The sequence below is a fragment of the Paenibacillus sp. J22P169 genome, assembly GCF_059691995.1.
This window is the reverse complement of the sequence record NZ_JCAUAO010000002.1, coordinates 823191-849249: the sequence shown is the minus strand read 5'-3', so window position 1 is coordinate 849249 and position 26059 is coordinate 823191. Positions and strand designations below refer to the sequence as shown.

The following is a 26059-nucleotide window of genomic DNA, read 5'->3' as shown; positions in this document are numbered from 1 at the left end:
ATCAGCCTTTTACGGCACCGACAGTTAAGCCTTTTACGAAATATTTTTGGAAGAACGGGTAGACAATCAATATGGGCCCCATACCTATAAAAGCTAAGGCCATTTGCAGGGACTCGTTAGGCAAGTTCTTAAGCAACTCCGGATTCTGAGCGGCTATCGTCATATTTTCGCGGATATACTGAACATCTTTCAGCACTCGCATCATGAGGAACTGTACGGGATACATATGCTCCTTATTAATAAAGAGCAACGCATTGAACCAATCGTTCCAGTAATGAATCGTTGAGAATAAAGCCATCGTGGCCAACACTGGCAGCGATAAGGGAAGAACAATTCGTAAGAAGATACGCAGCTCTCCCGCTCCATCTATTCTGGCAGATTCGATTAATGCGGGATGGATCGTCGTTTGGAAAAATGTACGCATGATAATCACATTGAACGGAACGATTAAGAGCGGTAGGATCAAGGCCATATAAGAGTCTTTTAAATGAAGCGTCTGGGTGTAGATCATGTAACGACTAACTAATCCGCCGTTAAATAACATCGTGAAGAAAAGAAAGAAAGTAAACACGGTACGATAAGGATAATCCTTGCGAGATAAGGGATACGCGTATAAAGCCATCAGAAAGACACTTAATAGTGTGCCTACGACAGTAATCCCGATAGAAACTTTGTATGCATTTGCCATCGTCGCAAAATCTTTGAATACAGTCTTATAAGCGATCAACGACCACTTCGAAGGGAAAAAGCTGTATCCTTCATTGATCAAAGAATCATTATGTGTGACGGATACAATAATGACGAGAATGACAGGGAGTACGCAGGCTAACGATAATAAGATGAAAACGAAATTAAGTATCATCTCAGCCAGCGGGGAAATGCGATTTTCCCTTCGATACGATTTGGAGACCATCAGGTTCACTTCCTATTCAATCAATTAGAATAAAGCTTGATCCGAATTTATTTTACGGACCGCTCCATTCGTCAGAAATACCATAATAAAGCCTAGAACCGACTGTACCATAGCTGCTGCCGAGGACATGCCGATATCATTAAGTTGCATCAAGACACGGTACACATACGTATCTACCGTATCGGTGGCTGGATATAATACACCAGAATCCATCGGCACTTGATAAAATAGTCCAAAATCTGAATTGAACACATGTCCCATATTCAGAATTGTCATGATAATGATAATTGGCATAATAGAAGGCAAGGTGATATGCATCATCTGCTTCCACTTCGAGGCTCCATCAATAACTGCTGCTTCATAATACTCGGGATCAATGCCGGCGATCGCTGCGATGTAGATCACGGCACCGATACCGACGCCTTTCCAAGCGCTGACAACCGTGAGTATGAAAGGCCAATATTCCTTCTCCATATACCAAGACACAGGTTCTTTGCCAAACCATTCCAGAACCGTGGAATTAATGAAGCCATGTGTCGGATGCAGGAACGCGTAGACGAGATAACTAATGACGATCATGGATAAAAAGTGGGGCATGATCAGAAAGCTCTGATAACTCTTGACGGCTATTCGACTGCGGAGCTCATTGAGTGTCACTGCAATGGCCACGGACAAGATCAAATTTAAAATCATAAACGTCATACTATACGCAACCGTATTTCTTACAATCCTCCACAATGATCCATTATTAAATAGAAATGTGAAGTTATCGAAGCCTACCCATGGACTCCCCCAAATACCATCGACATAGTTGATTTTTTTGAAGGCAATGAATAGCCCGAACATCGGTAAATAATTATTAAGCAATAGCACGATGGCTGCTGGCACGATCATCAATGTCAACGTTCTGAATTGCCAAAAGCTCCGCAAAAACTTAACTCCCTTTGCTTGATATCGCGTCTGCCCTGCCTGTCGTGGAGGTGCGGCTGTCTCTCTCACTGCGTCCCACTCCTTTCTCTGTTAAATTAAGTATAGAATACGGGATCCCCTATTTCGATGATGTATCCCTATAAGAACGTGATGAATCCTCCACAAGTGCAAACAAGCAGAAATCACCAATGCGGCATGTAAACACCAGCTACGCAAAAACAAAAAATCCGGCCATAGGCCGGATCAGGATCACACTTTATTCACTTGGGTGAATCGGAATGACGATTGTGGCTATGAGCCCGCCGCCTTCCCTCAAACGATAACTTAACCCATAGGTATCACCATAATGCAGTTGAATGCGTTGATGAACATTGCGTATGCCATAGCCTTTGTCATCCATTTCCCCACTGACAATCATCCTGAGCTTATCGAGATTCACTGGAATAAATCCATTGTCCTCAACCAGGATATGAATCTCATCTCCTTGGCGTTTCAATCGAACCCACAGATGACCTTCCCCATCCATACTCTGTATCCCATGAAAAATCGCATTCTCGACAAGCGGTTGAATCATCACCTTTGGCATTTTATACGCATCCAAGTCTTCATCAATCTCCCAGAATACTTCGAAGTTCCCTGGATACCGCTTCATTTGAAGGCGAATATACGCACGAACATGCTCCAACTCTTCGCTGATCGGAATCAAACTTTTGCCTTTACTTAACCCAATGCGCAGCAACTTCGATAAGTCCTTGACCATGCCTCCAACATCGTGATTACCGCTTTCTAAAGCATACCAATAGATCGAATCTAACGTATTGTAAAGTAGATGTGGCGTGATCTGGGAATGGAGCGTGTTCAGCTCCTGTTGTTTTTGTTTGATCTTCATTCCATAATTTTCTTCAATCGATTCATTCAGCCTGCCTGTCATACGAATAAACGCGGTATACAAAACACCAAATTCATCCGAGCGAGAGCGTGATGACGAAGTTCCAAAGTCAAATGGTCGACCCAACTCATAGACACGTGTGAACGTAACTAAGCGAGCCAATGGCTTAATGATATTCCGAAGTAAATACAAGACGAATAACAAAACGAGAATCAGATATATGGCAAGCATCACCATGATTAACTGCTGAAAGCTTGTTTGTTTCCCCATAATGGAGTCCAATGGAATCTTGTAGATTAGTCTTGTATTGAAATTAAACTCATACGAAACCGCGTAGAGATCCTTATGATTATTGGATTCCGAATAGTAGTAGCCTTCCGATTTGTTGCGCAGTGTTTCTGGCAATTCTGACAGCTCCATGCCTGCTGAACCTACCTTCAGTAGCAACTCATCCCGGTCATCGAATAGATAAACACCAGCATGATCCGGCAGTTGTACAGAAACGAGATTTTTGGTCAACAGGACCTCCAGCTTGGAGACAGCAAGAAAGCCGATGGATTCGTCATATTTTTCTGGATGCAAAATACTTCGTGTAAACGTAACCGTTGGCTGTCCTGAACTCGACTTGGCTACTCGCAGACTTCCGGCCCCTTTTTCTTCTTGGGTCTGTAATGCCCACTCCGGGTAAGCACTGCTTTTATCCAGATAGATCAGTCCTTGCTTTTTATATAAGGCATTGAGTGGAAAAGGTTGGTTCCCTTTATTCGCCATATAAATCGCGTATTCGGTGCCATCCGAGGACCAACGTTCAAGAATGGTATCCGCTTCACTCAGTGCGCTAATCGTCTCAATATGCGTCCAGAATGCAAATTGCTTCGGATTGCTGAAAAAATGATTGTCCAGAAAAGTTACCGTCTTATCTCGGACCGAAGATAACGTGTTCTCTATCGTAGCGTGATTCTGCTTCACCAACTGAAGCATCGTCTTCCCAACCTCATCCTTAATCGTTGCGGAGGTGCGTGAGAAGGAGATCCAACCGACTATTAGAAACGGACCGATGATGAACAAACAGAATGCAACAATCACCTTATATTGGAGCCTCAGATTAATTCCCCCTGATCTCTTTGCGATAATCAGCCGGGGAGATGCCGATGAAACGTTTGAACATTCGGCTGAAATGCTCTGGTGACTGATACCCCACTTGATACGAGATTTCATAACGCTTCAAATCAGTTACAGCAAGCAAACGCTTCGCTTCTTCGATCCGAACCTCAGACACGAAGTCCCAGACGTTTTTGTTTGTTTCTCTTTTGAATAAATAACTCACATAAGCCGCACTGAAATGGACTTCGCCAGCGATATCTTGAATCTTGAGCTCGTGATTGCCATAATGATTGTTAATGTAAGCAGATATTCGGGATACAACGGTCTGATCTCGCTCGGTAATGCACGCCCGAATGATATCGGACAGCGCTTCCACATATTCCTGTAAACAGGCCACTTTCCTGCTGATCTCCATGCCTCTGAAATACACATCCGGATCATACTGACGGAAGGAACTGCTTGATTCTTGTCCATTATCAAATAGCAAGCCATACATCCGGTACACCAATAATCCGAAGCAGCTATGAAACAAACCTTCTGACTGTGTCAGGTTCGATAGTATTTTGACAGCGGCTTGAAGCTCCTTGGATAATCCTGCCTCATCGACTGTTTTCAAGTGAAGCACCAGTTCTTCAACCTTGGCTACCCACTCCATCATCCTCATATTGCCCAAGGCCGACATATCTTCATAATAAAGCACTTTATTATCCGGATGCAGCTTACGCCATTCAATGGCCGCATTCGCCTCTTCCATCAGCTTTGGTAGCATAGATAAATCTGGGCTCAGTGTACTCATTCCGACTGTGACATCAACATTCAAATATTGCTTCAAATTAATAATGATCGTTTGACCGATCAGATTCAGTTGCGAATTCATCGGCAGCCTCGTGTCTATAGAGTCGGTCGCTTCCAATTGAATCACGCAAACAAGCTGATTGCCAAAGCCATAAAAAGCTACGCCGCACCAATCGGATAGGCTTTCCTCCAATATATTTACCGAGGCATATTTCAATAATTTTCGGTCCATTAACGTAATGTCCTGATTACTAAATCCACCCTTGCTCAAATTCAAATGTACGGCAGCAATGCCATACCAATGACCTTGCTCCTTGAGTGAGCTGCCGATTTCACGAAGAAGATCTTCATAATCTTTGTCCTGCAAATCGGTCTCCGTTACCAATTCGATGAGCGCTTCGTGTCTCTTTTTGAGCAAGTGGCCATCTTTACTCGCATCCGCATCTGGACGTTGCAACGTCAATCTGCCCATTTCCTTCTTCTCTTGGAGGGCCTTGCCGACAACTCGCATCAGTTCATCCAGCTCAACAGGCTTGATTAAATAGTCCTTGGCTCCTAACCTGAGCGCTCTCTTGGCAAAGTCAAACTTCTCATGGGCCGAAATGACGATAACCGGAAGATGTGGCTGCTCCAGAAGAATCGCTTCCATCAGTTCGATGCCGTTCATCATCCCCATCTGTATATCCGTCAATACGAGATCATACATGTCCATGCGCAAACAGTCCAACGCCTCAAACCCATTCAGCGCTGTTTCCACATGATCAATTCCTAGTTCTGATCTCATCAAATAGCTTTTAATTCCCGCGCTAACTGTCGGTTCATCATCCACGACCAGAATTTTATACATCGCCGGTTCCCCCTCGTCAGACAACATACTGCCAATTATCCTCTATGATACCATGTTAGTCCTCGGCTTTTGCGCTGTCTATGATAATTTCAGGGAATAACGTGATCAATTCCATGATGCTAAAAATGAGAAAAGCCCTCGTTCACATGTGAACGAAAGGCTTATTTAGTACGACTAGATTTGAGGCGGCAAGCATCGCAGCAGATGCAGCGGTTCATTGGCATGTTCGCTTTCGCATACGAGCGCACACATCCCTGCTGGCAAAAAGATTTGATCGCCTCGCGCAACGTGTATACGACCATTTTCCCAAGATAGTGTGCCTGAGCCTTCGGCAACAACCAAAACTGAAAACTCACCATGGTGATTCAAGGCATATAGGTTCGTTATTACAATGGACTCCAATCCGAAATATGGCGTATCCTCATAAGACAGGAGAGCGTATTTCTCGAAACTCTTCGTCTTCTCCATGAGTTTAGGCTGCAAACGATACCGCGAAGCAATCTCTTCTAAGCTGTAAGTTTCATAATGGAAGCAGTCGAACATGCGATCAAAGCCCGCACCTTGGTGGCACATCGCATCGGGGATGTCGCGGCCGGCTGGTGTTTTACGTTCAATCCGAATCGTATAGTCTGTTGGCTCTTGAATTTCTATCAGAAAGCAACCCGCACCAATGGCATGCGGCATCCCTCCTTCTACTAGAAACACCTGACCTGGCTGTACCTCGATCTTGTGTAAGGCTTGAATCATCCCATCGATATCCTGATCCCAGAACAATTTCTCCCATTGGTCGCGTGTCATACCTGGCTTAAACCCATACAGAATATAGGGTGGCTGTCCATCGATTTCTCTGCCGCCAAGGATGTACCACGCCTCTGTCTTGCCAAATTGTGACTGAAAGATCTCCTGTGCTGTTATGCGATCAGGGTGCACCTGAATCGTCAATCGTTCAGCAGCATCCAATGCTTTGACAAGCACACCTGTTTCAAAGCCATATTTCTCATGATGACGTTGACCTAGAAAACCAATGGGATCCGCTGCAATCAGCTCCTGCAGTGTAGCTCCTAGAGCCTCTTCCGTCAGTACCCTGCTCAGCCCTTCTACGATATGCTCCCTGCCAACATTGCGAGCTCTTACCACAGAAGCAATCCACTCCTCGGGCATGGAGTTGTCGTTCGGCCGCTCTCCTCCCTGCCACTCTTCCAGCATCTTGCCACCATGATACGTTCGCCACACTCGGTTGGACGCAAGCTTATGCGGCCTGCTGCTAAATGTATGAGTAGCATCTTGCATTCCAATTCACTCTTTCCGTATCCGATTTAAAAATACACCATAAACGTCTTGATTTCGTAAGGATTCATCGTACAGCTAATGATGTTACTGTTCTGCTTGTCAGATTCAATACGTTCCATTAAGTCGCACTCTGCCCAGCCGCGTATCGGTAAACTACTCGTGATGTCCAATTGGCCCCGAGCCCCAGCATATTCATGTATACGTAGGATAACTGCGTTCTCATCTTCTGCCTTTTTCACAGCATCGATGAATGTGTGTGGTGAAGAAAGGGTAAAGAGCGATAATCCCACATGTGGCGTCCCGCCAACAGCGACGGTTTGTGGACTATTCAAAGCCCACGCTTCACGCACGGTCTCTCCCTCTCTCCAATCACCAGCATGCGGCAGCAGCGCATAGGTGAATTGATGGTCACCGCGGTCTGCCTCTGGATCAGGAAATACAGGGGAATTAATAAGGGATAAGCGCATAACATGATTTTTGATATCGTATCCATATTTACAATCATTCAGCAAGCTAACGCCGTAACCGTGTTCAGATAAGTCTGCCCACTGTTGACCAACCGTCTCAAAGCGTGCTTGATCCCAGCTTGTGTTCCAGTGCGTCGGACGCTTCACATTGCCGTACTGAATATCATACGTTGCTTCCGTTGAGCGAATGCTCACTGGGAAAGCTACCTTCAACATTTGCTCGCGTTCATGCCAATTAGCATGCGTTTGAAAATCAATACGTCGGCTGCTCGTATACACGATCAGTTCCTGCACGATATGTGATTGACCGAACGTCCACGCAAAGCGAACGACCGCTCTAGCTGGGCCAACTTCCGTTAAGGCAACTGAAACTAATTCCGTAACCTCGCGTTTCTTTTCTCCGTAATAAATGTCGATCCCCCATGCGTCATCACGTAACGGCTTGTTCTCAAATACCTGCAATACGTTACCGTATTCACCAGCTTTGAGCACTTCACGATCATTTTCTCTGTCGTAGATTCGCGTAAGTTGGCCATTTGCATTCCATTTCAAGCAATAGAACGGAGTCGTTAGGCTGTCTGCCTTGAAGTCAAACGAATGCGATTGTACGCCAATCCGTTCACCAGATTGGAAATGAATTTCCGTCATCCCCATAGCAGGCACGCTATCCGTTTGAACGACCCAACCGTCTCCACTGCGTTGAGCAGGAAGCTCGGCCCCTTCTGCACTTCGCCATGTCCCATTAAGATCAGCTTGGGGTAGGTAAACCGTTTCGCTGCGTTCCCATGATGCTGAGTTATATATCGTATAAGTGCTTGCTTTTGAAATAGCTGCATCCGTTGTTTCAACCCGAGCGAGCTCTGCCAATGCTTGCTTCCACAAACGAACAAGCGAATGATCCGCTTCTTCATATTCCTGCCAGCTGTCCGTGTACACCTCACGAATCGACGTTCCTGGTAAAATATCGTGAAATTGGTTACGTAGGACGGTTTTCCAAATCTTTAACAACTCATCTGTTGGATACATCGACCAATTTTCTTTCAATAATCCTTCTAGTACGAATGTAAATTCGCTTTCTCTCAGCATAAGCTCTGCTTTTCGGTTCAAAAGCTTATTGCGTGCTTGGCTTGTGTACGTCCCGCGATGGTACTCCAAGTAAAGCTCGCCATCCCAAGTATGAACGTATTCTTCACTTTGTGCGACCCGCTCCTGAAGACCAGCAAAATACTCGTCAGCTCTGCTTGTCTTCACGTTAGGCAAACCTGGCAGCACATCCAAACGTCTTCGCATCTCCAGCATCTCACGGGTTACACCGCCGCCGCCATCCCCATAGCCATAACAAAGCAGCAGCTCTTTATTCAGCGCCTTATTTTTGTAATTGTCCCAGATGCCTTGCACCGTCTCAGGCGTAACCATGCCATTGTACGTGTAGATCGTGTTTCCAGGTTCCGGTGTCGTAATAAAATGTGTCAAAATCTCCGTACCGTCAATCCCCCGCCACATAAAGGTGTCGTGCGGCATGCGATTGTACTGGTTCCAACTGATTTTAGTTGTCATGAATGTACGAATACCTGATTTCTGAAGGATCTGAGGTAACGCCCAGCTGTAACCGAATACGTCTGGCAGCCACAGATAGCTGCACTCAACGCCAAACTCCTCACGTAGGAATCGTGTGCCGTACAAGATTTGCCTGACCAAGGATTCGCCTGAAGTCAGATTGCAATCCGGCTCCAACCACATCGCGCCGTCTGCTTCCCATCTTCCGTCTCTGACTCGCGTGCGAATTTGTTCATAAATTTCCGGATAATCTTCTTTCATATATTCATACAGCTGCGGCTGCGTTTGTAAAAACAAATATTCCGGATACTGCTCCATCAATCGAAGCACTGTCGAGAATGAACGTGCGCATTTCTCACGCGTATGCTTCAATTGCCAAAGCCACGCTACGTCAATATGCGTATGACCTACACAATGAACGGTAATTGCTGAGTTTTTGTCGAGTGAATCCAGCTCACTGTGGAGCACCGCACTTGCAGCTACAATTGTCTCATAGAAGGCTGAAGACCCTGGCTCTGACCAGCTGATTTGCAAAAATGCTTTATTCACTGCCGCAAGCAGCATTTGCTTGTCTGCGCTGTTTTCAGGAAGACGCTTTATTGTCTCCAACGCCGCTTTTGCTGTAAAGAATAAATCATCAGCCGTTTCGTCCAGCCACGTCAGCTCCGCTTTAAGGATCTTATGCTCCGCTTTATTGCGCGGTCCCCAGCTGCCGTAGCCTTTCAATCCTGACCATAATCGAAAAGTGAGTGTATGCGTGTCCGTCGCACAAGCTTGCGGCAGCAGCACCTCTTGATGGTTCGTATCCACGCCTTGATAGGGAACTCCGTTCACATAAAGCAGCGATTCAAAGCCGGAAATGTGATTGGGACCGGAGGTTCCGAAGTCGAAACGGCCCACTATTTTTTTACCCTTCCATGTCTCTGGAGCTTTAACTTCTGTACGAAGCCAGAGGTAGGTATCGTTGCCTTCCCAGGAATCACCTAACGTTAGCGGTTCTTGCTCGAAGGCAGTTGGAGGTCGTTCTCCAATATTCCCCTCCACATCTAGCGCACATTGCAGAGAACGAATGGCAATAGCATCTCTATAGCGATATTCCGAGAGCTCGGCAATTCGTTTACCGAGCTTTTCTGTTGTATAAAACATGACTGCAATCTCTCCTATCTCGTTTTCTTAGCCTATAAGCACCAGTTACCCTTTGATTGAACCCGCAATTCCCTCAATAAAGTATCTTTGGAGGAAAAGGAAAACAATAATAATTGGAATCAGTGACATACAAGCTCCCGCTGCTATACCCGTCCAATCCACCGTGTTCGTACCGAAGAAATTGTACATCCCGACCCCAAGCGTACGAAGCTCTGGTTTACCTAGCGTAAAGATCAACGGCACTAGGAATGCGTTCCAAGCGGCAATAAATGTAAAAATGCTAACTGTTGCAATGATTGGCTTTGTTAAAGGCAGCATAATATTGAAAAAGATTCGCGGTTGACTCGCACCGTCCATGACACCAGACTCTTCGACTTCCTTCGGAATCGAAGCGAAAAAGCCCATGAACAGTAGAATGGAGACCACATTGGACGGTCCCGCCTCAGCTAATACAACGCCCATTAGACTGTTGTTAAAGCCTAATTTTACAATCAGCTCAAATAACGGAATAATCGTAAAGCCCTTCGGCAAAAACATGGCCACAACAAGCGCAGCCAAAATGATCTTCTTACCTGGCATATTGCCGCGACCGAGCGCATAACCAGCCAATGAGGAAACAAGAAGCACCACTAAGATAACCATAAGGGTAACGAAGACTGTATTAAAGAAATACAAGTAGAACTTGGCGCTTTCCCATGCTCGACTGAAATTCACTAAGGTCGGCTCCTTCGGAATTAACCTCAGACCGCCTAGAAACATTTCACCTTGCGATTTGAACGCGGAGGAAATCATCCATAAGAACGGATAACTCCACAAGAAGGTAATCCCAATGAAGAGAAGATGCATGGCGGTCTGAGCCATTGTTTTACCAGTACGAAGTGTTCTCATGCCGATTGCCCTCCTTTACCAGGTCGTACTTTCTTCATAACAGCCGCTTGAACCAACACAATTAGAAATACAGCCATACTGAACACGATCCCCGCAGCAGACGCGAAACCATAACGTGTACTCGAATACTCCGTTGTTTCGAACGCATAGCGGTAAATATAGGTATCAATGACATCGGTGGATTTGACTGGTCCGCCTTCCGTCATCGTTTTGACCAAGTCAAAGGGGTGTAGATTGCCTATGAATGTCAACAAGACAATGATAATACCGATTGGCACGAGCAGCGGAATCGTAATACGGGTAAAACGCTGAACAGAGCCGGCTCCATCGATTTTCGCAGCTTCATACAGCTCTGCAGGAATGGTTTGCAAGCCTGCAAGCCAATATATGAGCGGCGTACCAAAGCTTTTCCATAGCGAAATAACCAATAAGGTAGGTAAAGCTAGTTTCTGGGACCCGAGGAAGTTAATCGGGCTGTCGATCAATCCCATTTTCAACAACACATCGTTGATTGGCCCGCCGAGCGGATTTAACAAGATGACGAATACGATACCGACAACGGCTGTCGTTGAGATCACTGGCAAAAAGATAAGCAAACGGTAAATATCTCTTCCTTTAACTGCAGGATGATTTAGAATTACCGCCACAATTAGTGCTAGCGGCAATTGAATGCACACATTGCTTATTGCAAATGAGAATGTAATTTTGAACGCATTCCAAAATCCAGGATCCGTATATATCTCTATAAAATTCGCGAAACCAATAAAGTTCGATGGTCTTCCTGTTCCATCCCAGTCAAAGAAAGCATAGTACCAGCTTCCAACCATAGGCCAAATTGAAAACATAAGAAATAAAACCAACATGGGTAATATGAACAAATAATGCCAGCGATGCAGCTTGATCCGTTTCCATAAAGCAGATGTCGCTGCTCCACTTTCTCTTACTGAGGTCGAGGATGGTAATGTCCTCTCTTGGTGTATGTTCATTCCTTCCACTCCTTTTCCCGAGCCATTAGGTGAAAAGAGATTCCACTCAAGCGATTATTCTCTCTTGAGGGAATCTCCCCACGAAATCACTTATTTTCTAAGAAAATCTTTCATAGGATCCCACTCTGGGAATTTAAGATCATCGATCGTAATTTTGCTTCCGCCATCGCGTGCCTTTTTCATTTCTGCTTCAATTAATTGATTAACTTTTTTGTCATACTCGCTAAATACCGCTTTTACATCTTCATTGTTGATAATCGCTTTCACACCAAGGTCTTTAATTCTTGGTTTTGGTAATCCATCAGCAATTGGTTTGGACAACTTATCCATATCTGCGTTTTTCAAGCTTACATGCGGAGCCAAACGTAATGTTTCATTCATCACTTGCAACACTTGTTTCGAAATGCTATCTAACTCAATGCCATCGTAAGCCTTAGGAATAACGACCATTTCTTTAGATGATTCGAAATATGATTTTTGGAATTCAGCAGATCCGAAATAATCGAGTACTTTCCAAGCCGCATCCTTAACCTTCGACCCAGATCCGATGACGAACTTAGGCTCAGCTGGCGTAGGTACATCTCTATAACCTTTGCGTCCTGTATCAGGTACTGGTGCTGCAGCAATACCAAGCTTCAAATCTGGTTTCAGCTTCAGAATTTCAGCTGCTTGCCATGCTGCTCCAACGAACATCGCAACCTTGCCTGCTGCAAATTGCTGATGCATTTGCGCTGGATCCCAGTTCTCCCAACCAGGTGCCAATACTTTCTGTGCATTCAAATCTCGGAAAATTTCAACCGCAGGAGCCATAGAAGCTGCATTTGCCTGACCTGTTAGGAGGCTAATCGGCCAATCTCCCTCTTGTTGGAGAACCCCGCCTTCGTTCGATACGGCGAAGCCTGCAATGGTAGCGGAGAAAGCGCCAAGGTCTTTGCCCATGATGGAGGTACCATACACTTGTCCTTTGCCTTCTTTGGTGATTTTAGCAGACATATTCTTGAATTCGGAATACGTTTTCGGTGGTGCATCGATACCGTATTGTTTCAAAATGTCGACATTGTAAAACAAAGGTCTGACTTTACTGTAACGCGGATCCGCCAAAGGAACGCCGACCACCTTGTCTTTATAACGCAACCAGCTATCCTTGTCGAAGGTACCCTGCGGGTATCTCGCCTTGAATTCCGGTGTCAAATATTCATCAATCGGTTGAATCCAACCATTGTCTGAAGCAAGCTGCCATTGCGCTTTACCACCTACGATGAAGAATACGTCTGGCCCCTCATTTGTTGCAAACATCAACTGCACCGCATTGTTATACTGTGCGGAAGGATTCATTTGCAAATCTACTTTTACGTCTGGATTTTTGTCCATAAATTTCTTAACTTCTGCCTTATAGAAAGCTTCATCTTCCGCTCTAGCTGAAGGCAGTACGACCTTAACCGTTTTTGGCGGCTGCTGAGCAGTAGGTTTGCTTGTTGCTGGAGCAACGCTTTGCGCAGGTTCTACAGCGTTTTTGGAACAACCAGCGGAAACGATCGTTGTGCATAAGGCTAATATAGCCAATGCCGAAGTTTTAACTTTTTTGTTCAATGTGTTCGACTCCCCTTATTTGCTAGTTTGATTTTGTTTACAACTTAATTGTAGCAATCACAAACCTTTCGCAGTATCCCATCCTACTATAAACGAGGTGGATTAATCTATTGGAACTAGTCGATCGTAGACGGGCTCTTACATGCTTCGTATATAAGAATCCTACAAATTGTGTGGATTAATCTATAGATACCCCAAAATACATTGACATGCACCCTTAGCTTGCTTAACAATTACTAATAGGAACGATTACGATACAGGACAGGTGCAACATGGGAATCATTCAACATTATCTGCGCTTCACTAAACGCATTCGTTTTAAAATTTTCATCCTGAATTCAACGGTCGTTATCGCCGCCGTACTGCTCCTAGGCTTATTCGCTTACCAATACACTCTCCAAATTGTAACGCAAAGTCAATTAGAGCGAATGGAAATACTAGCAGATCGTACGGAGGAACAATTAGCAAGAACTACGAGTGATTTACAACAAGCACTTTCTTTAATCTCTAGTGAAATTGCCCAAACCAGTTTAACGGAGAATGAAATTGCAGCTATTCTTAAAACGTACAATTACTCCCTCTATCCGTTAACACAGAGCTTATTTTTCATTGAGCCTTCAGGCCATGTTATTCAATCAGGTGGCAATTATACGGTTCCACCCGAGATCTCAGATTACATTATTGACCAGACTGGCAGTAATATAATCAACTACATTGGGCCTTACTACTCTCCTTCCAAGGGCCTTATTAGTACAGTCACAGCCAATGTCAGAAAAGGCACCGAAATTAAAGGGATTCTTGCGATTGATATCAACTCCGAGAAAATCAACAAATTATTTATGGATAGTAATATTGATAAGGAAATTTCTACATTAGTGTTTAACAGTGAGCTTCGTCCCATTCTGAGTGACATCAAGCTGCGTGGAACATTCCAACAGCAGGAATACTCCGAACTGTTTCCTGCTCTACAGGAACTTGTGTATACAGCAAATAATGAGACCAAAATTGTGAATATCCATAATGATGAATATATCGTGCGGATCAGCACACCTGATTTGTTCAAATTGAAATTGCTGCATTTCGTTAATAAGGATCGCTTCTTAGGTGAAGTGGAAAAATTCAAAAATTATACACTTTGGTTTGCCGGTGTCTTCACCTTGATCGTGTTCATCCTGTCCCTCTACTTGGCGAGATCAATTAATCAACCAATCCAAAAGCTAATCATTCAAATGAATCGGATCAAAAATGGTAATCTGCACATCCGTATCCGCCTTAAGCGTCAGGATGAGTTTCTATCCTTAGCGGACTCCTTTAATGAAATGCTTGACAGGATTGAAACATTGGTAGATGAAAAAGTGCTTATTGAGAAAGCCAAGAAGAAGTTTGAACTCAAAGCGCTGCGATCGCAAATTAATCCACATTTTCTATACAATACACTAAACTCGATTAACGCACTTGTCGACCTGAATCGCACAGATGAGATTCCTAAAGTATTGAACGCACTCGTACGACTGTTTCAATATACGATGGATCATGGACTTGAATTTACGGAGCTAAGCGCGGAATTAGAAGGGCTTGAACAATATGTCTATCTCCAGCAAATACGTTACCAGCATAAATTTGAGGTGCATTATTCTTTTGAAGAAGAATTGCTGTCATATAAAATGCTGAAGCTCTCCTTGCAACCGATTGTCGAAAATGCAATATTCCATGGTATCAAAGGTAAGAAAAAAGGTGAGGGTATTATTCACATCGGCGGCGGCTTCACGAATGGCAAAACCTCTATTCTATTATTTGTGGAAGACAACGGAACTGGGATATCCCCTGAACGACTCGCGCAGTTGCTTATCGATAACTTAGGAACCCCATCGCCTGCTAGGCCTAAGGGATTTAATTCAATTGGTTTACGGAATGTGCATGAACGTTATCAGCTTCATTATGGGAAGGAATATGGCTTAAGTATTTCGAGTCAGGAAGGATTAGGCACTAGAGTAGAACTTCTAATGCCAGCGATGAAAGGAGATGACAGCTTATGAAATCGAACTTGATTATAAGCGAAAATATTCGTTGCATTATTGTAGATGATGAAGACTTAGTCCGAGAAAGATTCCGGATCGGATTTCCGCTTGCTGAGAATGGCTTCGAAATCGTAGGGGAAGCCGAAGATGGCGAAGAAGCACTGGAGCTGTGCAAGCAGCTCAATCCCGATATTGTCATTACCGACATCGTCATGCCACGGATGGATGGACTGCAACTAACTGAACACTTAAAAGCCTTGATGCCACGTGTAAAGGTCATTATTTTATCTAACTATCAAGAGTTCGATTTCGCCCGCAAAGCAGTTCAACTCGGGGCTATTGGCTATCTGTTGAAAATTACTTCCGGGCATCGAGAGCTTCTCGACCTACTTGAACGTGCTAGAAAAGAAATTGAATTAGACCGTGAATCATTACTAGAAAAAATCCAGGAACGGCATCGCTTCCAGCAAAGCAAGCCTCTGCTTCGCAAACAATTCATTATGAATGTGATGGACCAGATGTATGCTACACCAGAATCCATTCGTAAGGAATTCACTATGCTCGAGCTTCATCCGTTATCCTACGGATTTACGATTGCCTACCTAGAAATTGATAAATTCCCTGAGCTGAAGCAAATCTTTCATTCCCGTGATATCTCCTTATTCAAATACGTGTTGATGCAGATGATCGAAGAGGTCAGTTCAACCCACTACAATGGCAATCTATTCCCTTGGACAGAAGATAACTCCCTCTGTTTATGGCTTCACTGGGATTCGGCTTATCAAATGGAGCAAGCGGAGTCGCAAATCTATGCCTTGTTCCAAAAAATTAATGAGTTTATCAAGCTATACTTGCCCTTTACTGTTACTTGTGGTTTCAGTAAGGCAAAGAGACTTTCCTTGGATCATGGTCAGCTCCCGATACGCTTGAAGGAAGCCGTTCATGAAGCTATCAGTGCTACTTCACAGCGCTTCTACAATAATTTAGGTATGGTATACACCTATTCCCAATTCGTACCCTATCACGCATTAGGTGAAGCACAAAAGCAATCCCTGAATAATAGCTTGCAAAGTATTAATCCATTTCTAGATGATAGCAGTCTGCGAAGAAGCCTCTACGAAGAAGTCATCAGTAAAATTCAAGAGCAGCATGTTCAACCTGCACAACTAATTAGCTGGCTAGAAGAGCTAACTAAGCATTGGACTGCAAATGACCCATTGGGTGCAACCGCGCTAATCGATTCCCTTGAGATGGTTGAGGTCCTCCAGGATGTTGAAGCCTACTTACTCCGATTGATGCAATGGAAACGAACCATTCAAGTATTATCCAGTAAGGATCATCAATATCGCATCGAAATTCAGGATGCGCTTGATTATATCAATACCCATTTCCATAAACCGATCAGCGTAACTGACGTATGTCAGCATCATCAAATAAGTCCAAACTATTTCAGCCATCTATTCAAAGCCCAAACAGGCAGTAATTTCTCTGATTATGTCACACACTATCGTATGCAAGCAGCTAAAAAGCTACTGAAAGAAACAACACTTCAAGTACAGGAAATATCCGAGCGAGTTGGCATACCTGATTATAAATATTTCACAAGGTTGTTTCGCAGGTCCACGGGACAAACACCAAGCGCCTTCCGTGAGCAGTCGAAAATTCCGACATAAACTGGTGTATCCAAACACAATGATCGATCAATTTGCTCGAGAATGCCCGTTACATCCCCATTCTATGCTTCATTCAGCCCTAATCACAATTTCAGTGATGGGGCTTTTTTATGTTAAATTTGCTTCTTACTTTCAACCTACTTGAAAATACCTTAAAAAATATGGATATAAATACACAGAAGAGAATGCATTCATCCATTTTCTAAACATATCTTGTTCTTCATATCTAACTTTTCTAGAGGTTTTAAACAGATACCTTGCTAGCACGCCTGTATTTTTCTTTGGTTTAGCACTTTCTTCATCGTTACTCTGCTGCTCCATTTCGGGTTTCAAGGACTCTTCGATTGGTTTAGAGGACCTCTTGTTACCCATTCGTGCGTATTGCTTATGTAAGGCGAATTGAAGTTTTTCTAGCATCAACTTCGCTGTTCGATAATTCACACCTAGTAACCTTGCAAATGATGGTTTTGAATACTTAGTCTCATCTTGAATTAATAATCGAATTGCTTTGAACCAGAGTAATAAAGATAACTTAGATTTATGCATAACGGTCCCAGCCGTAATCGATATTTGTGTCCTGCACTCCTTACATTCAAGTAAGTTTCGTGTCTTCAATTTATAAAATGAATCATGATCGCATCTTGGACAATAGAACCCATTAGCCCACCTATTTGTCATAAGGAACTTCTCACAATCCTCTTCAGATTGAAAAGTGTTGTCCAATGTGTCTAAAAGGAACATTTCCATTATCAAACCCACCCAAAAATAGAACTTGTGTTCTTATAATTGTATTATATCGAACATTTATTCCCATGTAAAGAAAAATTTGTTTATTCCTTCATGATACTTCCTTAAATCAAAATTTTCTGAGATAACTACAATACAAAACCGTTAAAGGCATATTTCGTGATACATTCCCCTCATTAATCTTGACGGGTCTATGCCCCCCAATTCTAAGAATTGAGTCCTTTCTTGTTCCCACAATTGGTATCAATTAGATTCTACTAAACGAGGAGTGGGTGGAGTGATACTCTCAGGGAGAGATACATTAGTACGATATGAGAACTCATAATCGAGTTGACGTGTTAAGTTACAGAACTGAACCTCATGTATATCAAGATCAATTTGAGTTTATATGAGGCAAAAATCGTGTGAAATAAATGCTTGAGCCTTATAGATACCTCAGGAAAATTGTTTTCGAGACATAGCCCTGCTCCGCTTCTCACTTCACAAGACATAAACTTGTAGATACTTCAGGAAAGTTGTATTCGAGACACACCACCCCCTCCACCCACTCACCTCCCGCCGCTATGATTGATAATTAATCCAACACTTATAACAAAAAACGCCTCACAAGACCACGATTACCATGGTCTCTGAGACGTATCTCCTATGATTGGGTACTTGCCTTTCGATAGAGTTGTGGCGATATACCCATCTGGCGTTTAAAAACACGAGAGAAATAGGCGGCACTGCCATATCCAATATGCTTACTGATTTCCTGTATGGATAACGACGTAGATCTCAGCAATTTACTTCCTTCCCTTATTCTCCGCGCCATTAAATAATCCGATAAGGTACTTCCAGTCTCCTGATGAAACAAATGGGAAATATGGGATGGAGACAAGTAAAGCTCGGTAGCTAACCGCTCTAGCACACAATTGTGTTTATAGTGCACCTCTACCCAATCTATCATTTTTTCCGAATACCGTTCGGTTCGCTTAGGTACTATTGTCTCCAGCGGCAGTACATCGGTTTTCAAATAGCTCAACAAGGCAATAAGACATATCGCTGCCTCTTCCTCATCAGAGGAAACTATATAATTTATCCTTTTATGGAAATTATTTATTATATCTATCATATCGTTATTTTTCTTGTTATCTAACTCAATAACGGGACACCCGATTTGATGCTTCCACACTCGCTGAAAAAAAGACGAAATGGTAGGAAAAGTTACCAAGTAGGGTTCCAACCATGTTGGTTTTAAAGCGAATACAGTACCTATGAACGGTTGCGACGAGTTGCTCAGCATAGTGATCTTGTGGCATTGGAAAGGTTGAATAAGCACAAAAGTGTTTGCACTAACGGTATAGGTTCTCCGTTCTAGTGTTATCTGAGCATTCCCTTGCTGCACATACAGTAATTGGATGCTTTCATGCGTATAATAACAATCCAGCGCTCTGTCTAAAGCTACTTGTAATTGGAATTTAAAACAGTGCTCCTTACTGTTCCCAAGGCTATATTCAGATCTCATCCTTCTCTCCCTCCAAGCGGGTATGAATCTGAAACCACTAGAAAAGACAGGCTATCTATCAGCCTGTCTTTCTCGTCGCTAGTTAATAAATTTCAAGTACTTGAGCAGTCTGCCTAGCGTAACTGCCGCTTGACCACGTGTTGCTGTTTCGTCTGCTCCGAAAGTACTTTGTGAAATCCCTTGTAAGATGCCAGCCTTCATACATTCCTCAATCGCCTCTAACGCCCATTTCTCGATCGAAGCGTTGTCCCCGAATTGTGCTGTACGGTTATCATTGTCCGTCAATTGAATGTCACTTTGCGTGAAATGCATAGCTCTTGCGATCATAACAGCCATTTGTTCACGTGTGATCGTGTCATTTGGTTTCATCGTTCCATCCTCATAACCATCGATCAACCCTGCTTGTAAGGCAGCACTCAATTCACTATTGAACCAGTCAGCTTCTTTCACATCAACGAACTCTTGTGAAGCACCATTCTTTTGAGTTAAGCCAAGTGAACGGGATAACATCACTGCGAATTGCGCTCTTGTTACTGGCGCTTCTGGTTTAAATTCATCCTTTGACATCCCATTGATCAAAAGTTTGGAAGCCAATACATGGACATCAGCTTCTGCCCAATGACCTGACATATCTTCGAATTTTTTATCGAATTGTACAATGGCAAAAATACCGCTTCCATTACTTCGAATTGCAGCAACCGTTTGACCATTCTCCGTTGTAAACGTGGTAGGTGCAAATGCCATCTCACCAGTTACCGGATTGATCATGACTCCTGTAACTTTATTGAAATTCGAAACAGCTTGGAATGTCATGCTTTGCGTCAAATAGGTACTTCCATAACTGTCGATTTCCTGTTGACGGCTTCCTGATTCTACCACGATCCCGAAATTGAAGACATCCGTGGCAAGCGTAACACCTGTCGATGTCAATTGAGTGCTCAACTGCTTCTTGTCAGCTGTTGACGCTGGCTTCACGATTAACTTCACCTTGAGATCATCCTGATTTACTTGCCACTCCTTAGCTATCTTTTCAAAATCAAGAAGAGTCGCCGGCACATGAATCTCATTCTTGCCAACAATGAGGGTTATAGCCGAGCCTTGCTCTTTTTCAAGCGCAGCAGCCGCCTTACCACTAATCTCAATCTGTAAACCGTTGCTATCATTATCTTTAATCACGATTGTTTTATTTCCGTTTGTATTGCTTTTGAGTGCATCCAAAGCTTTCTGCAGCAATTCATCATTTACGATAATACTGGTAATATGCTTCCCATCTTTAGTCTCAATAACTTTACTAGCCTCACCGGGCTGAAGAACGATACCTGAATCCGTCCGCTCAACCTTGCCTTCTTGATTTCCAATGGGTGCGCTGCCACTCGACGACGTTGGTGGATTATTCCGAGTAGAGTTACTTACTGTTACACTACTCGTTGCTGTAAAGCCTCCATCTACTGTTGTCACCGTGATCACTGCCGTTCCTACACTGTGTGCAGTCACGGTTCCGTCTGCATCAACAGAAGCTACTCCTGTTTTATCTGACGACCATGTCACGTTTTTGTTTGTCGCGTTAGCTGGATGCACAGTTGCTGTCAGTTGATGCGTTTTTTCAGCATTAGCCAAATCAATTTTCACTGTTTCTTCATCTAATTCGATTCCTGTTGCAGCAACAATAGCTGGAGCTTCTGCAAACAATAAATCTCCGTATAAGCTTGGATTTTTACTCGAACCGATACCAGCCATATACTCGATCCATCCGCGTCTTCCCGTGCCATCATCATCGTTGATCAGGAACGAGAAACCGATCCGTTCAGGTACTTCTGTTAAAGCATTTGGTAAAATCTCAGTCCATGGAAGTGCGATTTCATACGTTGTTGTTTTATTCGTCTCGTCTCGTTGTACCGCTACCTGACTGCTGAACTGATCGCCGATGGTTTTCCCGCTCGGAGCCGTTGTTCTCCATTTTGAGGGTTGATTGTCTCCCTTTAAAGCAAATATTAGTTCGTTCTGATAGCCTGACTGCCCAATTGCCGTTGCTCTGCCTGCATCAATTCCTATTTGCAAGCTATCCCCACGCCAAATCTCTGAACCGCTATTCGACTGAGAATGTACGTTATCTTTGACCACAACAGACATGTAAAGGTTCGATTCATCATTCTTCACATAGCCTGTTGCACTTAGATCGCCAGCTCCTGCCCAGTCCGATAATGTGAACTTTACCTGACTAGCCTGATTCAGGATTGCAGTATTAGCATCCGACCATTCGGACGCAATCCCATCGATCACTGGCGGCATCAATACCTCGGATGATGTAAAGAAATTCACGCTTTTTGTAACATTTGTGATAGTGCCGCCTTGATCTATCTTCAACGAAAAAGGTATTGCTCCAATGTTGGCCGGCAGCGGTGTCGGAATTGGAACCATTACTGTCCTAGATTGACTAGGTGCGATATCGCCGAAAGTGACTAGAGGAATGGCAGATGCCCATTCTGTTGGACTCGTCACACTTACAGTACCTCCAACACTCGGTTGTAGTGTCATTAAATTTTGGATCGTAACTGCAATCGCCCATCCAGAGCCGCTATCAATCCGCTCAGGCTTAGTTTGAACCGTAATTTGATCTGTATTGGCAGTATACTGTGGGATCGCTGATAATTGATCACTAGCGATATCAATGATCGCCCCACCTGCCGTTGCAGTGTCCGTAAATGAATTTGCAGTTAGCTTGAGCGAACTAAGCTTACTATCTTTAACCCAAATACCAGAGTATGGTGTAGATTGAATCGTATTTTCTGTAATGGTGAAGTTTCCACCTTTGGACATCATCGAGCTTATTGCGCCGTAAGTCAGCGTATTTGTCCCCGTATTCGTATTAATCAACTTATTGCCCGTCACTGTTATACGATCTGTAGGATACACTTCACTTGTGTAATAGAACAAGACACCAGCCATGTGCGTGTTCTTAATTGTATTTCCGGTTGCTAGTATGTTGTCGCCGGAAGCAAACGCGATACCGCTTTGCTCTGATTTCCCTTCACCGTCTATCACGTTACCCGCGATCCGAATGTACTCGGATTGACGTGCGAGGCTGCCCTGCTTATTCACGAAAATCGCATGATCATGGTTACCTTTCAACGTGGAATTTTCCACGTATACCTGTCTGGATGCCACTAGAAGGATACCGCTCATGTTAGAATCCGTCACTGTACAATCCTGAATGGATACACCTGTAGAAGAATCCACTTGAATGCCTGAACCGCCTGAGTTCGCCACTGTCACATGCTCCGCTACGACGCCATGGCTGCCTGTAATATCAAGCAGTGAACGATTATGACGCATAAACGGCTTGTTCGCAAGCTCCAGCTTCAAGTTGCGGATAGATGAATCCGTCAAATTCATGAGACGAATGCCATAATGATCCGCGCTTGTAAAGCGCAGCACAGAGCTGTCTCCATCTCCGACAATGTGTACATTGTCGCGACCTTCAAGAAGCAAATGATGTTTAATTTCACTATATGGCCGAGAATCTTTGTTTGGATCAGGCGTCAGCACATAAGTACCTGCTGGAATGCGAAGCGTACCGCCAGAAGCTGGAATCGCATCTAATGCAGCGTAAAAAGCTAGGATATCGTTCGTTGAACCATCGCCCTTTGCTCCATAATTCTTGACGTTAAATTCATTAGCAGCAGCCTCAACTACTGGAGCTCCAGCCCATTTCATCTCTGAAGGCTCCGCTGCTATTGCTGCATAAGGATTTGTATACACAGGTTGGTCTGTAACAATTGGGAATCCGTACGCATAAACCGCATTGGATACTGGCCCAGATACCTTATTGTTTGCCAAATTCACATTCCCAGATAACACTGCAGAATTAAAATTAATGCTATCTCCATTTAATCCGTTACCGAACATGTCGTTATCTGTAATTTCAATATTCTTCATGGTTATATTCGAGTTAAGTACAATAGCACTACCTTTAACGGCCGCTAACTCATTGTTTCTTATACGAACATTACTTATCGTTGACGCAGGTCCCCACGGGTTGAAATAAATACCGTACGATTGACCGCCGTAAACACGGTTATTTTCAATCGTTAGATCATCTTTATATTGGTTAAATGCAATAGCGCCTTTTTGATTATCAGTCAGGCCCATGAGTCCAGAGCGAACGATCGTGTTATCTTTAATTAAAAGATGCTCCGTATCGTGACCGTTACCTGCCACGCTGCTCTGTCCGCCATTGTTCGTGTAGACACCTGACGACTTGATGTTTTCAAGCCAATTGCCTTCCACACGACTATTGGTACCCGTAATGGTAATACCACGGCCCCAATAGCTGTTTAAGATCGTGTTGTACAGATATTGATGATTGTCAGCGACATCAAATTCTTTATCGTCGATACTCGCGATGGAGTCATCATTGGCTCCGTCAACGAAGTTGTAAGCCGCCACAACGTTCGCAACGTTCGCAAAGTGAATACTGTCTGCCGCCGTGTTACGAACTTGCGTGTCGACTACGTACACGTTTTTCGTATTTTGCCAAAATACCGCTCCGATATTCCCTTGATCGATCGATACGCGATTCATTTGAATGTTATTGCCAGATGTTGCTACCGAATAACCACCTGCACCGCCCCTCGCATCATATCGTGGGTACCAGGAGAATGCCAGATCCTTGTATGAAATATTGTTACCGTCAATTCTCCATCCATATGAAAAGCCTGAGAACACACCGTTTCTATTCGTCCATGTTCTTCCGGCTGGCAATGATGGAATGCCAGGAAGCTTGAACCGAATAACCGATTCATCGCCATCTCCGATGAAATGAATGTTATTAATATTACGCTTATATGCCCAACGATTAGCTGGATCTGTCAAATCAAACGGAAAGTAATAGAATCCTTTCGGAACGTAGACTACACCGCCGCCAGCTGCGCTCAATGCGGCAATCGCTCTATCAAAAGCTTCCAGATCGCTCGTCTCTCCATCGCCAACCGCCCCGAAATCTTTGACGTTGGCTACGCGCATCGCACTGTAATTCAAATGCGGCATATTTTCCAGACCTGGTCTGTCGTAATAACTCTCTGGTAGATTCGACACTGTCGACGTTGAGGTATAAATCGTGTAGTCAAATTGTGTAATAGCGCTGTCTGAGACTCCACTTTTGACAGCATAGGCTCTCAACGTTGTTGCGTTGGAGAGTACAATTGGCGATGCATATACTAAGCGTGTCTGGGATGTCTTCGGATCTGTTCCATCCGTGGTGTAATAGATCGTTGCCCCTGAAGTTGTTGTGGACAATGTGATCTGTGCACCGCTAAACACAACACCAGATGGCTGGCTCGCCGTTACAGGTTGTGCTGGAAGCACCGTGTATGTGTACACAGATACATCGCTGTCCGAAATACCTGCTTGAGTTGCATATGCTCGAAGTGTTAACGCAGCTAGGATCGGAATAGGAGCAGAGTATGTCATCTTGGTTCCTGAGGTTTTGGGATCAGTGCCATCCAACGTATAGTAAATGCTTGCACCAGGATTTGCGCTCAGTATAACTGTCGTCCCGGACGCAATATTTCCTGAAGGCGTGGAAGCTGTCACTGGTTCCAGCTTAGAAGCGAGTGTATATGTGAAAGTGGAGACAGTACTATTAATCAATCCTTGACCATGAGCTAACGCTTTGATTGTCGTAGTGTTCGTAATCGTAATCGGCGACGTATAATAGATGCGAGTTCCGGAAGTCAGCGGGTCGCTGCCATCAGTCGTATAGTAGACAGCCGCTCCGACTGTCGGGCTAGAAAGTGAAACTGAACTTCCCGGCATCACTGTACCGGAAGGCACGCTTGCTGTTACAGGGGAAACCGAATAATATTTATTCGCTAAATAACTTTCTACAGCTTGACGATCCAAATCCGAAAGAACACCTCTGTACACGAGCACCTCTGACACATCGGCTGCCATGTGCAAATTGCTCGGGCTGTAGCTCTTGCCTATAACATAGTGCTTGAAGTTCCCAAGGGTTTTAAAAGTGGGATTCGTTTTCTCCCCAGTTAGCACTCCGTTCTGATACGACTTCATCTCCCCTTTACTCGTATCTAGCGTGACGGCTAGCGTCATCACGTTTAATGTGGATACACTCTCCAAGTCTCCACTGGTTGTTCCTGACGGCGCTAGCGGTCCTAAAACGATCAATTTGGACGGTACAGTAGGAGCGCTAGGAACGGCAGTATAATTGGTCGTGATAGCCCAAGCACCAGGATTGCTTGTAATGTCAGTAGCAAAAATTCCTTTATTGCTGAATTGCCCGAGGGCATTCAATTTCATTACCATAATGACCGTACTGCTTCCGGTCCATGAATTACCCAATAATTCTTTGCTCAGAAATTGTTTACTGTTACCATTAATATCTCCTGCAAATCGAATGGCCGGCTTTCCATATACAGCATCCGTGACAAGGGTCGGAAATTTCGTCGCTGTCCCTTGAGATACATGGTTGCCATTGCCAGACTGATCTGCCCACTGACTAACTTTCCCGCTGGCATCCGCTGTAACTCCAGCATCCGCTTTCAACCAAAGATCAAGTCCAGTTGTCGGAATAACACTATCCGCATAAGCGGGTGTTGTGGTTACATCCCCAACCACAGGCAATGGCAGCAAGCTGATGAGCATTGCCAAAACCAAAAGAAGCGAACATTTTTGCTTGAACGCTTTCAAATTAACC

Annotated in this window: 14 protein-coding genes and 2 pseudogenes; 2 read left to right on the top strand and 14 right to left on the bottom strand. The window is 44.0% G+C overall.

Annotated elements, in window-relative coordinates:
- Position 1 precedes the first annotated feature (1 nt).
- From AC58QG_RS17675 to AC58QG_RS17635, 9 genes are all read right to left on the bottom strand, one after another.
- On the bottom strand, positions 2 to 913 hold the full coding sequence (locus tag AC58QG_RS17675) for a carbohydrate ABC transporter permease (protein WP_497363423.1): 912 nt from the start codon (positions 911 to 913) through the stop codon (positions 2 to 4).
- Positions 914 to 937: 24 nt separating this feature from the next.
- The gene (locus AC58QG_RS17670; RefSeq protein WP_497363422.1) at positions 938 to 1912 is read right to left on the bottom strand and encodes an ABC transporter permease; all 975 of its coding nucleotides are present in this window, start codon (positions 1910 to 1912) and stop codon (positions 938 to 940) included.
- Positions 1913 to 2099: 187 nt separating this feature from the next.
- Positions 2100 to 3818 (bottom strand): sensor histidine kinase, encoded by a 1719-nt coding sequence (locus AC58QG_RS17665; RefSeq protein ID WP_497363421.1) that lies wholly within the window; start codon positions 3816 to 3818, stop codon positions 2100 to 2102.
- A gap of 19 nt (positions 3819 to 3837) precedes the next feature.
- Positions 3838 to 5478, bottom strand: a complete 1641-nt coding sequence (locus AC58QG_RS17660; protein ID WP_497363420.1) for a response regulator transcription factor — start codon at positions 5476 to 5478, stop codon at positions 3838 to 3840.
- 174 nt (positions 5479 to 5652) lie between these two features.
- Positions 5653 to 6768 carry a class I mannose-6-phosphate isomerase gene (locus AC58QG_RS17655; RefSeq protein ID WP_497363419.1) on the bottom strand — a complete coding sequence of 372 codons (1116 nt, stop codon included), beginning with the start codon at positions 6766 to 6768 and terminating at the stop codon, positions 5653 to 5655.
- Between the two features lie 26 nt (positions 6769 to 6794).
- Positions 6795 to 9938 carry an alpha-mannosidase gene (locus AC58QG_RS17650; RefSeq protein ID WP_497363418.1) on the bottom strand — a complete coding sequence of 1048 codons (3144 nt, stop codon included), beginning with the start codon at positions 9936 to 9938 and terminating at the stop codon, positions 6795 to 6797.
- 45 nt (positions 9939 to 9983) lie between these two features.
- Positions 9984 to 10826 carry a carbohydrate ABC transporter permease gene (locus AC58QG_RS17645; RefSeq protein ID WP_497363417.1) on the bottom strand — a complete coding sequence of 281 codons (843 nt, stop codon included), beginning with the start codon at positions 10824 to 10826 and terminating at the stop codon, positions 9984 to 9986.
- Positions 10823 to 11812 carry a carbohydrate ABC transporter permease gene (locus AC58QG_RS17640; protein ID WP_497363416.1) on the bottom strand — a complete coding sequence of 330 codons (990 nt, stop codon included), beginning with the start codon at positions 11810 to 11812 and terminating at the stop codon, positions 10823 to 10825. Before AC58QG_RS17640 ends, AC58QG_RS17645 begins: the two co-directional genes overlap by 4 nt.
- Positions 11813 to 11902: 90 nt before the next feature.
- Complete coding sequence (locus AC58QG_RS17635) at positions 11903 to 13402, bottom strand: ABC transporter substrate-binding protein (RefSeq protein WP_497363415.1); 1500 nt, start codon at positions 13400 to 13402, stop codon at positions 11903 to 11905.
- Between the two features lie 272 nt (positions 13403 to 13674).
- On the opposite strand from AC58QG_RS17635, the gene AC58QG_RS17630 reads away from it, so the two are divergent.
- Both AC58QG_RS17630 and AC58QG_RS17625 read left to right on the top strand, forming a co-directional pair.
- Positions 13675 to 15438 (top strand): sensor histidine kinase, encoded by a 1764-nt coding sequence (locus AC58QG_RS17630; protein ID WP_497363414.1) that lies wholly within the window; start codon positions 13675 to 13677, stop codon positions 15436 to 15438.
- Positions 15435 to 17093, top strand: a complete 1659-nt coding sequence (locus tag AC58QG_RS17625; protein WP_497363413.1) for a response regulator transcription factor — start codon at positions 15435 to 15437, stop codon at positions 17091 to 17093. Before AC58QG_RS17630 ends, AC58QG_RS17625 begins: the two co-directional genes overlap by 4 nt.
- A 132-nt stretch (positions 17094 to 17225) precedes the next feature.
- On the opposite strand, the gene AC58QG_RS17620 is transcribed toward AC58QG_RS17625, so the two are convergent.
- From AC58QG_RS17620 to AC58QG_RS17600, 5 genes and pseudogenes are all read right to left on the bottom strand, one after another.
- Positions 17226 to 17639, bottom strand: a complete 414-nt coding sequence (locus tag AC58QG_RS17620) for a hypothetical protein (protein ID WP_497363483.1) — start codon at positions 17637 to 17639, stop codon at positions 17226 to 17228.
- A gap of 36 nt (positions 17640 to 17675) precedes the next feature.
- A pseudogene (locus AC58QG_RS17615) lies at positions 17676 to 17834 on the bottom strand (transposase family protein); the annotation flags it as partial.
- 649 nt (positions 17835 to 18483) lie between these two features.
- Complete coding sequence (locus AC58QG_RS17610) at positions 18484 to 18855, bottom strand: helix-turn-helix transcriptional regulator (protein ID WP_497363478.1); 372 nt, start codon at positions 18853 to 18855, stop codon at positions 18484 to 18486.
- A gap of 171 nt (positions 18856 to 19026) precedes the next feature.
- Positions 19027 to 19347: pseudogene (locus AC58QG_RS17605) on the bottom strand (AraC family ligand binding domain-containing protein); the annotation flags it as partial.
- Positions 19348 to 19425: 78 nt separating this feature from the next.
- Positions 19426 to 26052 carry a chitobiase/beta-hexosaminidase C-terminal domain-containing protein gene (locus AC58QG_RS17600; protein ID WP_497363412.1) on the bottom strand — a complete coding sequence of 2209 codons (6627 nt, stop codon included), beginning with the start codon at positions 26050 to 26052 and terminating at the stop codon, positions 19426 to 19428.
- Positions 26053 to 26059 lie beyond the last annotated feature (7 nt).

What these genes read in the sequence shown, in the direction of transcription:
- AC58QG_RS17675 (WP_497363423.1), bottom strand. Translation starts at nt 913, where the DNA reads ATGGTCTCCAAATCGTATCGAAGGGAAAATCGCATTTCCCCGCTGGCT.
- AC58QG_RS17660 (WP_497363420.1), bottom strand. Translation starts at nt 5,478, where the DNA reads ATGTATAAAATTCTGGTCGTGGATGATGAACCGACAGTTAGCGCGGGA.
- AC58QG_RS17655 (WP_497363419.1), bottom strand. Translation starts at nt 6,768, where the DNA reads ATGCAAGATGCTACTCATACATTTAGCAGCAGGCCGCATAAGCTTGCG.
- AC58QG_RS17650 (WP_497363418.1), bottom strand. Translation starts at nt 9,938, where the DNA reads ATGTTTTATACAACAGAAAAGCTCGGTAAACGAATTGCCGAGCTCTCG.
- AC58QG_RS17645 (WP_497363417.1), bottom strand. Translation starts at nt 10,826, where the DNA reads ATGAGAACACTTCGTACTGGTAAAACAATGGCTCAGACCGCCATGCAT.
- AC58QG_RS17640 (WP_497363416.1), bottom strand. Translation starts at nt 11,812, where the DNA reads ATGAACATACACCAAGAGAGGACATTACCATCCTCGACCTCAGTAAGA.
- AC58QG_RS17630 (WP_497363414.1), top strand. Translation starts at nt 13,675, where the DNA reads ATGGGAATCATTCAACATTATCTGCGCTTCACTAAACGCATTCGTTTT.
- AC58QG_RS17625 (WP_497363413.1), top strand. Translation starts at nt 15,435, where the DNA reads ATGAAATCGAACTTGATTATAAGCGAAAATATTCGTTGCATTATTGTA.
- AC58QG_RS17620 (WP_497363483.1), bottom strand. Translation starts at nt 17,639, where the DNA reads ATGCATAAATCTAAGTTATCTTTATTACTCTGGTTCAAAGCAATTCGA.